18 protein-coding genes and 1 other RNA gene are annotated in these 15,410 nt (G+C 45.0%); 4 read left to right on the forward strand and 15 right to left on the reverse strand.

Annotated features, from left to right (window positions below; genetic code table 11):
- Window positions 1-10 precede the first annotated feature (10 nt).
- From ACK1LH_RS18630 to ACK1LH_RS18660, 7 genes are all read right to left on the reverse strand, one after another.
- The gene (locus ACK1LH_RS18630) at window positions 11-1,138 is read right to left on the reverse strand and encodes an MBL fold metallo-hydrolase (RefSeq protein WP_029566911.1); all 1,128 of its coding nucleotides are present in this window, start codon (window positions 1,136-1,138) and stop codon (window positions 11-13) included.
- A 43-nt stretch (window positions 1,139-1,181) separates the two neighbouring features.
- Window positions 1,182-1,748, reverse strand: a complete 567-nt coding sequence (locus ACK1LH_RS18635; protein ID WP_029284556.1) for a sulfurtransferase TusA family protein — start codon at window positions 1,746-1,748, stop codon at window positions 1,182-1,184.
- 42 nt (window positions 1,749-1,790) lie between these two features.
- Window positions 1,791-2,078 (reverse strand): rhodanese-like domain-containing protein, encoded by a 288-nt coding sequence (locus tag ACK1LH_RS18640; RefSeq protein ID WP_029566912.1) that lies wholly within the window; start codon window positions 2,076-2,078, stop codon window positions 1,791-1,793.
- A 12-nt stretch (window positions 2,079-2,090) separates the two neighbouring features.
- The gene (locus tag ACK1LH_RS18645; protein ID WP_029566913.1) at window positions 2,091-2,450 is read right to left on the reverse strand and encodes a rhodanese-like domain-containing protein; all 360 of its coding nucleotides are present in this window, start codon (window positions 2,448-2,450) and stop codon (window positions 2,091-2,093) included.
- Window positions 2,451-2,470: 20 nt separating this feature from the next.
- Window positions 2,471-2,950, reverse strand: coding sequence for a DsrE/DsrF/DrsH-like family protein (locus ACK1LH_RS18650; RefSeq protein ID WP_029284562.1), 480 nt, complete (start codon window positions 2,948-2,950; stop codon window positions 2,471-2,473).
- A gap of 114 nt (window positions 2,951-3,064) precedes the next feature.
- A complete protein-coding gene (locus ACK1LH_RS18655) occupies window positions 3,065-3,325 on the reverse strand; it encodes a metal-sensitive transcriptional regulator (RefSeq protein WP_029284564.1) in 261 nt (86 codons plus the stop codon).
- 17 nt (window positions 3,326-3,342) lie between these two features.
- Window positions 3,343-3,681: a hypothetical protein gene (locus ACK1LH_RS18660; protein ID WP_051865613.1), complete on the reverse strand. Its 339-nt coding sequence runs from the start codon at window positions 3,679-3,681 to the stop codon at window positions 3,343-3,345.
- A 177-nt stretch (window positions 3,682-3,858) separates the two neighbouring features.
- Between ACK1LH_RS18660 and ACK1LH_RS18665 the strand changes: the two genes are divergently transcribed.
- A complete protein-coding gene (locus ACK1LH_RS18665) occupies window positions 3,859-4,377 on the forward strand; it encodes a sigma-70 family RNA polymerase sigma factor (RefSeq protein WP_029566915.1) in 519 nt (172 codons plus the stop codon).
- Complete coding sequence (locus ACK1LH_RS18670; RefSeq protein ID WP_411333889.1) at window positions 4,370-5,650, forward strand: DUF4179 domain-containing protein; 1,281 nt, start codon at window positions 4,370-4,372, stop codon at window positions 5,648-5,650. Before ACK1LH_RS18665 ends, ACK1LH_RS18670 begins: the two co-directional genes overlap by 8 nt.
- 86 nt (window positions 5,651-5,736) lie before the next feature.
- Here ACK1LH_RS18670 and ACK1LH_RS18675 read toward each other — a convergent pair whose 3' ends face one another.
- From ACK1LH_RS18675 to secG, 7 genes are all read right to left on the reverse strand, one after another.
- A complete protein-coding gene (locus ACK1LH_RS18675; protein WP_203288987.1) occupies window positions 5,737-5,877 on the reverse strand; it encodes a hypothetical protein in 141 nt (46 codons plus the stop codon).
- A gap of 223 nt (window positions 5,878-6,100) precedes the next feature.
- On the reverse strand, window positions 6,101-6,448 hold the full coding sequence (locus ACK1LH_RS18680; RefSeq protein ID WP_029566917.1) for a VOC family protein: 348 nt from the start codon (window positions 6,446-6,448) through the stop codon (window positions 6,101-6,103).
- A 149-nt stretch (window positions 6,449-6,597) separates the two neighbouring features.
- Window positions 6,598-6,962: a transfer-messenger RNA gene (gene ssrA / locus ACK1LH_RS18685) on the reverse strand.
- A 156-nt stretch (window positions 6,963-7,118) separates the two neighbouring features.
- Entirely contained in the window at window positions 7,119-7,589 is a 471-nt protein-coding gene (smpB, locus tag ACK1LH_RS18690) for an SsrA-binding protein SmpB (RefSeq protein ID WP_411333890.1), read from the reverse strand.
- Window positions 7,590-7,683: 94 nt separating this feature from the next.
- Window positions 7,684-10,074: a ribonuclease R gene (gene rnr, locus ACK1LH_RS18695; protein WP_411333891.1), complete on the reverse strand. Its 2,391-nt coding sequence runs from the start codon at window positions 10,072-10,074 to the stop codon at window positions 7,684-7,686.
- An 18-nt stretch (window positions 10,075-10,092) separates the two neighbouring features.
- Complete coding sequence (locus ACK1LH_RS18700) at window positions 10,093-10,836, reverse strand: alpha/beta hydrolase (protein WP_029284573.1); 744 nt, start codon at window positions 10,834-10,836, stop codon at window positions 10,093-10,095.
- A 172-nt stretch (window positions 10,837-11,008) separates the two neighbouring features.
- Window positions 11,009-11,242, reverse strand: a complete 234-nt coding sequence (secG, locus tag ACK1LH_RS18705) for a preprotein translocase subunit SecG (protein WP_029284575.1) — start codon at window positions 11,240-11,242, stop codon at window positions 11,009-11,011.
- Between the two features lie 173 nt (window positions 11,243-11,415).
- On the opposite strand from secG, the gene ACK1LH_RS18710 reads away from it, so the two are divergent.
- Both ACK1LH_RS18710 and ACK1LH_RS18715 read left to right on the forward strand, forming a co-directional pair.
- The gene (locus tag ACK1LH_RS18710; protein WP_411333892.1) at window positions 11,416-12,339 is read left to right on the forward strand and encodes a DMT family transporter; all 924 of its coding nucleotides are present in this window, start codon (window positions 11,416-11,418) and stop codon (window positions 12,337-12,339) included.
- Window positions 12,340-12,589: 250 nt separating this feature from the next.
- Window positions 12,590-13,441: a nuclease-related domain-containing protein gene (locus tag ACK1LH_RS18715; RefSeq protein WP_411335125.1), complete on the forward strand. Its 852-nt coding sequence runs from the start codon at window positions 12,590-12,592 to the stop codon at window positions 13,439-13,441.
- Window positions 13,442-14,097: 656 nt separating this feature from the next.
- Here the strand turns inward: ACK1LH_RS18715 and eno are convergent.
- The gene (gene eno / locus ACK1LH_RS18720) at window positions 14,098-15,390 is read right to left on the reverse strand and encodes a phosphopyruvate hydratase (RefSeq protein ID WP_029284581.1); all 1,293 of its coding nucleotides are present in this window, start codon (window positions 15,388-15,390) and stop codon (window positions 14,098-14,100) included.
- Window positions 15,391-15,410 lie beyond the last annotated feature (20 nt).

Consider the following 15,410-nt stretch of genomic DNA (forward strand, 5'->3'; position numbering starts at 1 on the left):
TAAAGTCTGATTATCTTACTGCACAGCGGTTTGGACCGATTTCCATTTCACGCTGCTGCTCTTCATCCGGGGTGATTTTCCCCATGTTTGTTTCGCGAATTTCCTGGTACGCATTTGGCTGCGGAGGAAGATTCTCGGTTACAAGCTTTCTGAACTCATTTTCATCTTCAATGTTTAAACCATGGTTCTTTTCAAAAAGTACGCCTAGCTTCTCAGAAACACTGCCATCGTCATTTAACTCATCAATAATCATGAAATGAGCCGGAAGGACAAGCAGATCCTCAGACAATTCTTTATAGCGCTTATAAAGACTCTCGCGCAAGTCGCCTACCCAGTCTTCAGCCATACCTGCAAGATCCGGTCTCCCAATGGAATCGATGAAAAGAATATCACCTGAAAGCAGGAATTTCTCATCAACGACGAAGGAAGTTGATCCAATCGTGTGGCCCGGTGAATAAAGGGCATGGATATTGATTGTCGTACTGCCGATTGTGACATCTGTTCCGCTTTCTAATGCGTTATAGTCAAAGGTTACTTCACCAGCATCCTTTGGAGGCAGCCAGTAGGCTGCGCCTGTTTTCTCTGCGATGATTCTTCCGCCGGAAATATGATCCGCATGCAGATGCGTATCAAACACATGCTCAATTGCTGCACCCTTCTCTTTTGCAAACTCGAGATATAAATCTGTCATACGGGTTGAGTCAATAATCGCTGCTTCACCGTCTGAAATGACCATGTAGGAAAGACAGCCTTTCCCGATGCGGACGAATTGATAAACCTCGCCGCCGTTCTTTAAGTCTCCGACTTTTACAGGCTCGAGATGCTCACTCCAGGCTTTCATGCCGCCTTTTAAATAGGACACAGACAGACCTTCATCAGCAAGCATTTCACCAACCATAATGCTTGATCCTTCTTTTGCACAAACGACTAATACGTCACAGTCTGCCGGAATCTGATCTAGTATCTCTTCAACCCCATCAAGCAAATCAAAATACGGGATATTTAAATAGCTGAAGTTTTCGCCTTCGATTTTCCAATCCTGAAAATCACTTTCGTTGCGGACATCCAAGATGAATAAAGGCTGTTTATCAAATACCTTTTTTGTTACGTCTTTTGCTGTCATCACATTTAATGCCATGTTTAATTACCCCCTAAGGTATATTATATGGTAAAAAAATTTGTTAGATGCGTGCCGTATTGCCAGACCATGCAGACATGCCTGGAACAACGTTTTTCACGTTCGCAAATCCATTGCCTGCAAGTTTTTGAGCGGCAAGATCACTTCTGCTTCCTGTACGGCATACAACATAAATCTCGTCTTCTTTGTTCAGCTCATTCATCCGGTCATCAAGCTCGCCAAGCGGAATAGATACTGCATTTGGAATATGTTCAAAAGCATATTCTGCTGCTTCCCGTACATCGAGAATCACAATGCTGCTGTCTTCAAGCTTTGTTTCAAGCTCTTCATTGCTGCTTACGTGAGGGTACGTTTTCTCTTTTGTTTCTTCACCTGAAGATTTGCGCACATAATGCTTAAGAATGCCGTCTTCTTCGATTGTGCCGAGATAATGATGTCCTGCGCTTCCTGCCCAGGCTTTCAGATCAGCCTTCGAGCCTTTGTCTGTAGCGAGCACCTCGAGTACCTGCCCAGGTTCAAGATCTTTCATCGCTTTTTTCGTCTTTACGATTGGCATTGGACATGCAAGGCCTTTTGCATCAAGTGTCAAATTCGTTTTCAGCGTATTCATTTTCATTCCTCCTAATTGTCTAAGTGCTTTTTCCTGTGAAAATTATTCCGTTTTCCCTTCCCACTCAAGCATTCCGCCAGTCATATTAATAACCTTGAATCCCTGGCTTTCTAGAAACTGGGCTGCGCGGCCGCTTCTTCCGCCTGAACGGCAGACCATTGTGTATTCTTTGGTCTTATCAAGTTCATGCATGCGGAACTCAAGAAGCCCTAAAGGAATGGTCATTGCACCGGGAATTTTGCCGGCTGCCGTTTCATCCGGTTCTCTGACATCAATCACAGTTAAGTCGTTAAGTGTTGCTTCAACTTCTTTTGCCGTCATTTGCTTCATCATTTGGCCTCCTTAATTCCAGGCGTTCATTCCGCCCTTAACGTTTGTCACATCTTTAAAACCAAGCTTCTTTAATGTTTTGCAGGCACTCTGGCTCCGCATTCCGCTCTGGCAGATCACAACAACCTCACGATCCTTTGAAAGAAGCTGTGCCTTTTGAGCAAGTTGATGCAGCGGCATATTTTTAAACCCCTTAAGGTGTCTTCCTTTATACTCTGCAGGAGTCCTGACATCAATAAACTGCTTGCTGCGGTCATCCAGCTGCTCTTTAAGCTGAGCAGTCGAAATGGCCCGGATACCCTTTGCAGGCATAAGCCTTTTTATAAGAAAAAGTAAAAGCAAGCCAATTAAAACGTATTGTACAATCTCCAACTGCACTCACACCTTTCCAGTTAGATAAACAGATTCACATTGCCGTCTTCTGCGTCTGCCAAATAAGCGGCAACCCCGGCATATTCAATGTTATCAAGAAGTTCTTTCTCCTGAAGACCAAGCAGATCCATTGTCATTGTGCAGGCTACAAGCTTAATATCCTGTTCTTGAGCCATTTCGATCAGCTGCGGAAGCGGGATAGCGTTGTGCTTTTTCATGACATCTTTGATCATCTTAGGACCCATTCCAGCAAAATTCATTTTAGAAAGTCCCATTTTATCTGCGCCGCGCGGCATCATTTTGCCGAACATTTTTTCCATGAAGCCTTTTTTAACAGCAATCGGTTCATCTTTGCGAAGAGCATTCAAGCCCCAGAATGTGTGGAAAATCGTTACTTCATGATCGTACGCCGCTGCACCATTTGCAATAATGTAAGCTGCCATTGCTTTATCGTAATCACCGCTGAAAAGAACGATGGTTGTTTTTTTAGTTTCTGACATGTGTTGTTCCTCCTGTTTTTACCCCTTAGGGTATATAGTTTTATAAAAAAATTTACCTTTACCCCTATGGGTATCATACTAATAAAAAATAAAGAGGGCGTCAACCCTTTTATTTTATCTGCTTCTTACCAGCAGATTAACAGCTTCCTTAACCAGATCTTCCGTGTTATGGCCTTCCTCATTTGCAGCCCGTACACATTCCACCAGGTTAGAGCTCACAACGACACCAATTGTCCGGTCAATCGCCGTTCTCGTGGCAGACAGCTGTGTAATCACATCTTTACAGTCTTTCTCTTCTTCCATCATCCGAAGAATGCCTCTAAGCTGACCTTCAATCCGCTTAACCCGGTTTTTCATTTGATCATTGTACTCCATGTTCTTCTCTCCTTTCATTAAGCATTTATATTGGCAATCGTACACCCTTTGATCTGAAATCCTTTTTGCTTCAGAATACGGATGCCGAAATTTCTCTGCACCTTATCGGATGCAATGATATGAATGTTATTGTGCTGAATTTCCTTATAATATCTGTGCAAATAGGCAACAGGTATATTTCTTGCACCCGGCACAGGATTCTTATAAGACTCATTGTAAGCTCTCAGATCCAGTACCATAATACCTTCTGCCGGCTGATCCGGCATGCTGCTGCAAGCGATTCCCCGCACAGGAAAGTAGCGGTTATATAGTAAAATACATGATAACACGATTATACTCAAAAACAAACCAATCAACGATAGCATCTCCCCGTTAAACGATTTGATGTGAACAAGACTAATAATATACCCCTTTGGGTATTTTGTCAACAACCCTGTTCGAAATTTTTTCATATGCCTAAATGACTTTTTTTAGAAAAAAAATTTGAACTTTATGACCAGTCTGTCACTCTTATAAAAGAGAGAGGTGAAAAAATGGAGGCAGCACGACTGATCAAAAAAGCGAAGCGGGGCGACAAGGACGCTCTGCTCCACTTAATCATGGCAGAAAAAAACGCCTATTACAGGCTTGCCCTTACTTATATGAAAAACCCGCATGACGCAATGGATGCGATGGATGAAATGATTGTAAGAGTATACGAAAAGCTCGACCAGCTTAAAAATCCCGAATCTTTTTACAGCTGGAGCAAAACCATTTTAGTGAATTGCTGCAAATCATTGCTCGCTGAACAAAAGAGGACCCTGCCTATAAATGACTGGACATTAACCGAAGAGAAATCAGTACATCCTATTACCCAAAGTGATCATCACATGGAAATACAGGAACTCCTTGCCCGCCTAAGTGACGAGCAGAGGGAAGCTTTAAGTTTAAAGTACTTGCATGACCTCGAACTTCAAACGATTTCAGAGATGACCAATACCCCGCTTGGTACTGTAAAGTCACGCATTTTTCAGGGACTAAAAAAACTGAGAACCCTTACTGGAGGTGAATAAGTTGAAAACCGGCGATGAACTTTTTGATGAAGCAAAAAAGCAAATAGAAGAGATTCAAGCACCAGGTGAGCTCGAACCCAGATTAAGAAGGGCACTCGAATCAGTCCCTGTCAGAAAAAAGAAACGCCCCCCTTTCCTTTTGACAGCTGCAGCAGCCATCTTTCTTCTCGGAATCGTCACCTTTCAATATGACGCTTTAGCCTATTACGGAAAAAAACTGTTAGGCTTTGACGAATTAAGTTCAGGCACATTGAACGAACTGAATGAAAAAGGCTACGGACAGGTTATTGAAAAAGACGCCGTCCTGTCCGACGGAACGAAGCTCACAATCAATGGCGCAATGGCTGATGAGAATCAGTTTGTCCTGTATTATACGATGTCAAATGACAACGGACTTCGCTCAGATGCCGATCTTTCCCCTGCGAGGATTACCGGTCTTTTTACTAACTCCACGGCGGAAAGCGGCACTTCTCAAGTAAACGATCATGGCACTGAGTTAAAAGGCATACTGTCCTTTGAGCCCGTCAGCCCTTTTTCAAACGACCTGACGCTGCATTTCTCTGAGCAAATGAAGAATGGCTCTATAAAAGAATCTGCTCTGACATTTCCTTATTACCCAAACAAAGCCCTGCAGACCTCCTTAAAAAAGCCGATCAGGAAAACATTGCGCGTAGATAAAGGGCACATAACCTTCCGCTCAATCAAAGCATCACCAACAATGACTATTATAGAAGGAAAACTTGATGTAGAGAATTTTGACCGTGCTGATTTTGCCCTTGGAGGAATTGAACTGAAAGCAGACGGGAAAAACGTTCCGCTCACTGGTGGAGGAAGCAGCACATCACTGTTCGGCACATCCTTTGATATCCGGTACGACGCCTTGCCAGAAACAGTTGAAACACTCACCCTTGTCATGAAGACATTTACCGGCTACGAACCACTGAATAGGAAAATCCCGCTCAGCGAGGCTGATAAGCCGCAGACTCTGGCGGGAGAAAAAGAACTTTCCCTTAAAAACTTGGCCAAAACATCGCGCGGCATTGAACTTACTGTGGCAACAGATGAAGATGTCATGCTGGAGGGGGTATCCCTGACAGATCACCAGGGCCGCAGCGTTCCGCTTGAGACAACAGTGAATATGCACAAAAACGGAAAGGGCATGAAAGAGAGGACGCTAATTTTCAATACCACCGCAAAAGCCGAATCTTTATTTATTGAGGGAATGCATTATTTGAAGACTTATGATGAGAGGATTGAAATTGATGTAAAGTGATTAAACACTGTGCCGCATTGGTGCTGCCACTTTTCAGGTGGTGGACTCTCTTTTGTGGCGTCACTCACTAGAGTGCTGCCACTTTTTTAGGCGATGACTCCTCTTTTCTGGCGCCGCTCGCTCGAGTGCTGCCACTTTTCCAGGTGATGGATCCGCTTTTCTGGCGCCACTCGCTCAAGTGCTGCCACTTTTCCAGGTGATGGATCCGCTTTTCTGGCGCCACTCACCGGAGTGCTGCCACTTTTTCAGGTGATGGATTGTCATTTCTGGCGCCACTCACCGGAGTGCTGCCACTTTTCCAGGTGATGGATCCTCTTTTCTGGCGCCACTCGGTCGAGTGCTGCCACTTTTCAAGTAATGGATTGTCATTTCTGGCGCCACTCACTCGAGTGCTGCCACTTTTTTCACTGGGGTTCCTAAAAAGTGGCGTCCCCGAACGTTGCGGCTGATTTAGTCAGCTGCAGAATGAATCGTCAACGGCATACCGTCTGGAGCAGTCAAAGCGTAGATTTTTTCACCTTGCTCGAACATCGGCCCATCAAGCTTGATTCCTCTGGCTGATGCAAACTCAGCAAACTCGTCGGCATCGTCAACGATGAGCTGAAGCATGACGGATTCTGGCATGCAGTCACTTTTTCTCCAAAACTCCAGCTGGCTGTCCCCCGCAGTAAAAACTCCGCCCTGATTGTCAGCTGTCTCTTCTCGTCCATTTGGTATGCCCAGCTTATTCTGAAAAAAATCCGCCATTTCCATACTATGCTCAGATACCGTTACGTAGCGGTAGCCTAATACGTTCATGATTCTTTGACCTCCTGCTCAATTTAAGTTCACTACTTGCATTGTCTGTTTTTTGTTCATGAAATATACCCTGATAACAGCTTCATTACTTCTGCCAAAACCAAAAACAGACCAGCCTCAAAGGCTGATCTGTTGTCATTTACTATGTATGGTGGAGACGGTGGGAGTCGAACCCACGTCCAGAAACATCGGCACCATAGCGTCTACGAGTGTAGTTGATATATTTGCGATTCGCTGACTCGTATGCCTATCAACGGGCGTCGGAGCAACTAGTCTGATTGATCTCTTCCCTTATCCCCAGACGGAGGCATCAGGCGTAGCCCACTTAGAGTGAGTCCCTTACCCTACCACATGGGCGATGGAGGGAGGAACCGCTATAGACTGTTATTAAGCAGCTAAAGCGAAGTTGTTGTTTTGTTTGCCAGTTATTATTGGCTTTGACGTTTTGACGAGGACGATCCCCTCGACTCGCAGCTACAGCTCGAACTATCCCTGTCGAATCCGTAACGTCCCCATGATATAAGGTTCAGCAAGGAAATGAATCCAAGCCTCACATGGGTGTTCGGAGACGCTCGATAATCAAGCTTGAGCGTATATGAAATTGTGTGTTTGTCTTACAAGTTCCATTATAGCAGAATGACGCGGAATATCAATTGTAAGTTATTGTCAATCAATAATCCTTCTGACGTTCGCGGAAAGCACGCTCGACTTCTCGTTTTGCTTCTTTTTTCTTCAGGTCTTCACGCTTGTCGTATTTCCTTTTACCCTTTCCGAGTCCGATCAAAACTTTGGCAAAGCCGTTTTTCAGATACACTTTTAAAGGCACAAGTGCATAGCCTTCTTCTTTTGTCAGTCCAATCAGCTTGCTGATTTCTTTTTTATGAAGCAGCAGCTTGCGCGTTCTCAAAGGTTCGTGGTTATAGCGGTTGCCCTGTTCATAAGGTGAAATATGCATGTTGTGAAGAAAAACCTCACCCTGCTGCACTCTCGCAAAAGAGTCTTTCAAGTTCACGCGTCCGGCGCGGATCGCTTTGATTTCTGTCCCCTGAAGGACGATGCCCGTTTCATACGTTTCTTCAATGGCATAATCATGGTTGGCTTTCTTATTCTGCGCAACGACTTTTCCGGTTCCTTTTGGCATGCTGCATCCCCTTTCTCTCTCTATGGCGATAGCCTCTATTTTAGCAAAAGATGAAAGGAAAAGGAAGCCTGAGGCTCCCTGTCCATTAAATCCATTATTGCTTTTTCTTCTTTTTCGTCTTCCGTTTTGCAACAGGGGTATTCTGAAACGACTTCTTTTTCTTTTTCTTCTTATTAGGATTCTGGTTGCTCCAGCCGTCCTCCACACTGCCATTGCGTTCAGCAGGCTTCCTTCTGTCATCAGAAGCAGATTTTCTTCTGTTTCTGCCTTCTTTTGCCCCGCTGCGCTTGCCGCGGTCGCCCTTGATGACTTTAGGAGCATCTTTGGCTGAACGGCGTCTTGTGCCTTTCATGCCGACAATTTCAAAATCAACGGCCCGTTCGTCTTTGTTGACATTTACGACACGGACGGTGATTTCATCCCCTATGCGGTACACAGTTCCCGTACGCTCGCCGATCATCGCATAGTTGCGCTCATCGTAGCGGTAGTAATCGTCTGTCAGATAGCTGACGTGAACAAGTCCTTCAATCGTATTCGGCAGCTCGACGAACATGCCGAAATTTGTGACTGAACTGATGATGCCGTCGTATTCCTCACCGACTTTATCAAGCATGTACTCTGCTTTTTTCAGATCATCTGTTTCGCGCTCAGCATCAACTGCGCGGCGCTCCATGTTTGATGACTGATCTGCAATCATCTCCATCTTTTCAGCCCACTTAGCCTTTGTCGCTTCATCCACCTTGCCTTCAATTAAGTAAGTCCGGATCAAACGGTGAACAATCAAGTCCGGATAACGGCGGATCGGAGATGTGAAATGCGTATAGAACTCTGTTGACAACCCAAAGTGTCCAAGGCTTTCCGGATCATATTTCGCCTGTTTCATGGAGCGGAGCATGACGGTTGAAATGACCATTTCTTCAGGCTGGCCTGCTACATCATCCAGAATATCCTGAAGCGCACGCGGATGAATCGTATTGGCTGTTCCTTTTACGGCGTATCCGAAGTTTGTGACAAACTCAAGGAACCGCTGCAGCTTTTCCGTATTCGGCTCCTCATGAATACGGTAGATAAACGGAACATTCATCCAGTGGAAATGCTCGGCAACCGTTTCGTTTGCAAGCAGCATGAACTCTTCAATTAAACGCTCAGCCACGGTCCGCTCTCTCAGAACGACTTCTGTCGGCTTCCCGTCTTTATCAACAAGCACTTTTGCTTCTTTAAAATCAAAATCGATTGCTCCGCGGCTCATCCGCTTGTTTCTTAAAATCTGTGCCAGCTTCTCCATGCGTTTAAACATAGGAATCAGCGGCTCATATTTTTCAAGGAGCTCAGGTTTTTCATCAACAAGAATTTCCTTCACATCGGAATAGGTCATCCGCTCCGTCGTTTTAATGACACTCTGGAAAATTTCGTGTTTGACGACTTCACCAAGGCTGTTGATCTCCATTTCACAGGAAAGCGTGAAGCGGTCAACCTTCGGATTAAGCGAGCAGATTCCGTTTGAAAGACGGTGGGGAATCATTGGAATAACACGATCTACTAAATAAACACTCGTAGCACGCTCCAGCGCTTCTTTATCAATCGGCGAACCTTCCGTCACATAATGACTGACATCAGCAATGTGAACGCCAAGCTTGTAGTTTCCATTATCGAGTTCGGTGACCGTGACTGCGTCATCAAGATCCTTTGCATCCGCTCCGTCGATTGTCACAATCGTTTCATTGCGGAGGTCGCGGCGGTCTTTAATATCTTCTTCCCGGATTGTCTCAGGAACTTCGTTTGCCTGCTCAAGCACTTCTACAGGGAACGCCTGAGGGAGGCCATGTTTATGGATAACCGAAAGAATATCCACACCAGGATCATTTTTGTGCCCGAGAATCGCTATTACTTCCCCTTCAGCGCTCATTCTGCCTTCAGGGTAGGTTGTCAGCTTCACAACGACCTTATGCCCTTCAATCGCACCATTAGAGGCTTTTTTGGGGATGAAAATATCATTTGGAATCTTTTTATCATCCGGAATCACAAATCCGAAGTTTTTGCTTTCCGTATACGTTCCAACAACCTCTTTCAGGCCGCGTTCAACGATGCGGATGACGGTTCCTTCCTGCCTGCTGCCGCTTGATTCCGTGCTGACTCTGACAAGCACCGTATCACCGTGCATGGCATTGTTCAGCTCACCCGGAGGAATAAAGATATCATCCTGGCCCGGCTCCTCTGTGACTAGAAAGGCAAACCCCTTGGCATGCCCGCTGAGCCTTCCGCGGAAAAGATTCATCCTTTCCGGAATTCCGTAGCGGTTGCTGCGCGTCCGCACGACAAGCCCTTTTTCCTCCATGACAACAAGAGCCTTTACGAACTCTTTAAAATCTGAGGATTCCTTAATGCCAAATGCCTCTTCAAGCTCCTGAACGGTCAGTGGCTTGTATGCTTCCTCTTTCATAAAAGAAAGCAGTTTTTCTATATGTAGTTCAATTTGCTGATCCATTTGCGTCCCTCCTTTAAATTACTGCCAGTCAAGACCTTCCAGGAACTCGTAAACGTCTGCATGAAGCTGCTCCCGCTCTTTATCGAGTGTAATAACATGTCCTGACTCTTCGTACCATTTAATCTTTTTATTGTCTGTTTCCACTTCGTTATAAATAATATTTGCACTGTCTGTATTAATCATGTGGTCATGCCTTGCCTGTGCAACAAATGCAGGCGAGTAAACCATATCTACATTATTTCTCACATCAGCAATCAGCTCTTGTAGTGCTTTCAGGGTATTCATCGGCGTTTTCTCAAATTGCTTCATTTCCTCTTCGATTTGCGCCTCTGTTTTCCCTTCGAATTTTTTAAAATTGCGGGCATATTCAAGGATTCCTTTATACATCACTTCTTCGCTCTTGATGTACATCGGCGCACACATCGGCACAATACCCTTTACAGGTACAGTGTAACCCAATTTGACCGAAAACACACCGCCCAGCGACAATCCGGCAACCGCAATCGATTCATGCCCCCGGTCCTTAAGGAGCTGATAGCCCTCCATAACGTCTTTCCACCAGTCTTCAGGACCCGTATGAACAAGCTCTTCAGGCGGCACTCCGTGTCCCTTGTACTGAGGGGCATGACACGTGTAGCCTCTCTCGTTCAAATAGCGTCCAAGCATCCTCACATCCGCTGTGTTCCCTGTAAAACCGTGCAGCAAAAGAACAGCACGGTCTCCCCCTTCAAACGTAAACGGCTTCGGCAAAACTCTTTTCATTTTAAAAACTCCTTTATGTAAACTAGTCATATAAATAAAGGCTTCTATTGTTAAGATTCCTTCTTCCGTTTCTATTTAAACAAACGTTTAATTAAAGGGCAAAAATGCTGTTTAAAAAATAACAAAAGGGAGTCTGATGGCAATCAGACCCCCGAATGATTAGAAAGATGTATTAAAATCCTGCGTAAGAAACCAAGATTGTAAGTACAAAGAATAAAACAGACAGCACGATAGTCGCGCGGTGAAGCACCAAATCAAGTCCGCGTGCTTTTTGCTTTCCAAAAAGCTGCTCAGCTCCGCCTGAAATGGCTCCTGATAAACCTGCACTCTTCCCAGATTGAAGAAGTACGACTGCGATAAGGGCAAGACTGACGATAACAAGCAAAGTAATCAATAAAACGTGCATGGACGACACCTCCTAAAACCCGGTTAGCATTATTTTCAATTTACCATATTGCCGTCCAAATGTCACTATCATTCAAAGTTGATTTTTTATTAGCCTCACGAAACATTCCCTTTGAGGGAAAAGCTTCCTCTGTGATATGCTGTTTAAATAGTTCGCAGAAAGAAGGGAAAATCTTGAACAACACCCGCATCTATCTGATTCTGGTCGGTGTTATGCTCATATGGGGCCTGAATGTGCCCCTGCTTAAAATCATTGTTGACAGCTTTATGCCTGTTACTGTCACCTCAGTGAGAATTTTTACTGCAAGCATTTGCGTCCTGATCATACTGGCTTTTTTAAAACTGCTCCGCAAGCCTACATTAAAAGAAACTTTTTACATTGCAGCCGGCGGCCTGCTGAATGTTGTGTGCCATCACTACTTTCTTTCTGTCGGCCTGACAATGACTTCCTCTACAAATGGAGGACTCATTCTCGGCCTTGGCCCAATGCTTACAGCCATCTTGTCCATTATTTTTCTTAACCAGCGTCTGACGGTTATCCGCTTAACAGGATTTATCCTTGGGCTAACCGGTGTCGGGTTCACCATTTTAGCCGGAAGCAAAGGCGTCAGCAGCATGAATACAGGCGATATTTACATTTTCATCTCGATTTTCACTCAGGCATGCAGCTTTATCATAATCAAAAAAGCATGCCGCACACTGGATCCGCGTCTTATGACAGGATACATGCTGTTCTTTGGATCCTTTGTTTTATTCCTTATCAGCCTGGTCACAGAACCTGGCGGACTTGCAAGCCTTACTGAAGGAACGCCTGAAGTATGGGGAGTCTTCTTCACATCCGCCATCCTCGCAACGGCGATTGGACACATGACCTATAACTACGCCATCGGCATGGTCGGACCGGCAGAAACGTCCATCTTCATGAATCTAAGCACCTTTTTTGCACTCGCAGGATCTGCTCTGATTTTGCATGAAGCCGTATATGCATCACATTTATTTGGACTTCTGTTCATTGTGTCCGGGGTCATTTTAGGATCTGGGGCATATGAAGAATTCAGGCATCGCCATCATAAACATGAAGCATCTTCTTCGGGATGAAGAAGGTGTTTTTTTGTAGTTTTTTAGGTAAGGGCGAAAACCTTCTTAGCTTTTCCCCCAGCATACTGCTTGCGAACAGGAGTAGGAGACATATGCGAAAATTACTTTTTCAACGAATAAAATTAGATTTTGAAGATTTGCCGGATCATCTGCTCTCGCCTTATGATGAGCAGAGGAGGTGATTATACTGATTTTAAAAGAACGAACAGAATCGGCGGAACTGAGAACGTATAAAAGCTTAAATGCGCGAATGGACTTAGCGCGTGCAGACCAGAAACAGTGCGACTACCTTGAAAGCGGATATGAGGGAGAGAAAATCTTTGATGGATGGGTAGAGCACGCTGGAGAGGGACTGATTTTAAACGACCTTCTCTTTGTCACCGGCGGAAGCCACTATCAGATGGATTCTCTTTACATCGCTCCGCAAAAAATCTATCTATTCGAAGTGAAAAACATGTATGGAGACCACTACATTGAAAAAGAAGAATGGATCTCATGTGGGGCAAAAACCGAAGTCAAAAACCCCATTTTACAGCTGAAAAGATGCGAATCTCTTCTTAGAAGACAGCTGCAGATTTTAAGATGCCCACTTCCGGTTGAAGCCTATGTCGTATTTGTAAACCCGCACTTTCACCTCTACCATGCTCCCCTCCATCCCCCTATGATCTTCCCTTCCCAATGGGACCGTTTTTCCCAAAGACTGAAAAGTATCCGTATGCCGCAAGGCCTTCACTCGGAGCTTGCGGAGAAGCTTTTATCACTCCATGTGGAAAAATCCCCTTATGAACGGCGGCCCGATTTTAGATATGAGGAACTTCGGAAGGGGATTGTGTGTGGGGGGTGTGGAAGGTTGGGGATGGATGCACTTAGCAGGGATCAGCTGGTCTGTGTAAACTGCGGGCAAAAAGAAAGATTTAAAAACAGCGTTTTGAGAAGCGTGGAGGAATTTCGTCTGCTGTTTCCGGATAAAAAGATTACGTCTGAACAAATACACGAATGGTGCGGAAACATAAAAAACAGCAGGTCTATTCAAAAAATACTAAAAGAGAATTTTGTGAGAGTGGGTCGTTCGAGAGGCACTAATTATGAAGAGAAAAAGTAGTTTTCATTTGGAGCACTTTCTTATTAGTTTAAATCTGGCTTAGAACACTTTCGGGCCTGAGCTCTACCTAGTTTGTGCTGCTAACTCTGGGTTAGAACACTTTCGGGACCGGGCTCTACTCACTTTATGTTGCTAACTCTGGGTTAGAACACTTTCGGGCCTAGGCCCTACTCACTTTGTGATGCTAACTCTGGCTTAGAACACTTTCGGGACCGGGCTCTACTCACTTTGTGATGCTAACTCTGGGTTAGAACACTTTCAGACCCGTGCTCTACTCACTTTGTGCTGCTAACTCTGGCTTAGAACACTTTCGGGACCGGGCTCTACTCACTTTGTGCTGCTAACTCTGGCTTAGAACACTTTCGGGACCGGGCTCTACTCACTTTGTGATGCTAACTCTGGGTTAGAACACTTTCAGACCCGTGCTCTACTCACTTTATGCTGCTAACTCTGACTTGGCGCACTTTCTGGACGGAGCTTCCCCAAGTTCCTGCTGCTATCCCCGTCTTAACTCAATTCAAAAGCCACAGCAGCACCAACTTGTAATCTCAGCTCACACGATCTTCACTCTAAAAACTTATCCACCAACAATGAATTACAAAAAAAACCGCCCCAAGACAAAAGTCTCCAGGGCGGTTTTCAACTTATAGCTAACCTTATTTTTTAAGGTTGTAGAATGTGTGGATGCCATCGTATTTAGCTGTGTCGCCAAGCTGGTCTTCGATGCGAAGAAGCTGGTTGTATTTCGCAACACGGTCAGTACGTGAAGGGGCACCTGTTTTGATTTGGCCAGCGTTTGTTGCTACAGCGATGTCAGCGATTGTGCTGTCTTCTGTTTCACCAGAGCGGTGAGAGATAACTGCTGTGTAGCCAGCGCGTTTAGCCATTTCGATTGCGTCGAATGTTTCTGTAAGGGTACCGATTTGGTTAACTTTGATAAGGATTGAGTTGCTGATTCCTTTTTCGATTCCTTCAGAAAGTTTTTTCGTGTTTGTTACGAACAGGTCGTCACCAACTAGCTGAACTTTTTCGCCAAGGCGCTCAGTCAGAAGTTTGTGGCCTTCCCAGTCGTTTTCATCTAAACCGTCTTCGATTGAGATGATTGGGTATTTAGAAACTAGGTCTTCGTAGAAGTCTACCATTTCAGCAGATGTTTTTACGACGCCTTCACCTGTAAGGTGGTATTTGCCGTCTTCTTTGTTGAAGATCTCAGAAGCTGCAACGTCCATTGCAAGCATAACTTGCTCGCCAGGTTTGTAGCCTGCTTTTTCGATTGCTTCGATGATTGTTTGAAGAGCTTCTTCGTTTGATCCAAGGTTTGGAGCGAAGCCGCCTTCGTCACCTACAGCTGTGTTAAGGCCTTTGCCTTGAAGAACTGATTTCAGGCTGTGGAAGATTTCAGCGCCCATGCGAAGAGCTTCGTGGAAATCTTCAGCGCCAACAGGCATTACCATGAATTCCTGAATGTCAACGTTGTTGTCAGCATGCTCGCCGCCGTTGATGATGTTCATCATTGGTACTGGCAATGTTTTAGCGTTGAATCCGCCAAGGTACTGGTAAAGTGGAAGTCCAAGGAATTCAGCTGCTGCACGAGCTGCTGCCATAGATACGCCAAGGATTGCGTTCGCACCTAATTTACCTTTGTTTTCCATGCCGTCAAGCTCGATTAGAAGGTGGTCGATTGCAACTTGCTCAGTTACGTCGAAACCTAGTAGTTCTGGAGCGATTACTTCGTTTACGTTTTTAACTGCGTTAAGAACGCCTTTTCCAAGGTAGCGTGATTTGTCGCCGTCACGAAGTTCTACTGCTTCGTATTCACCTGTAGATGCGCCTGATGGAACCAATGCGCGTCCCATTGCACCTGTTTCTGTGTGTACTTCTACTTCTACTGTCGGGTTACCGCGTGAGTCTAATACTTCGCGTGCAAATACATCAACAATGTATGGCATATTAAATTTCTCTCCTTTTA

The organism is Metabacillus indicus (genome assembly GCF_046603695.1).
Classification (GTDB): domain Bacteria; phylum Bacillota; class Bacilli; order Bacillales; family Bacillaceae; genus Bacillus_P; species Bacillus_P indicus.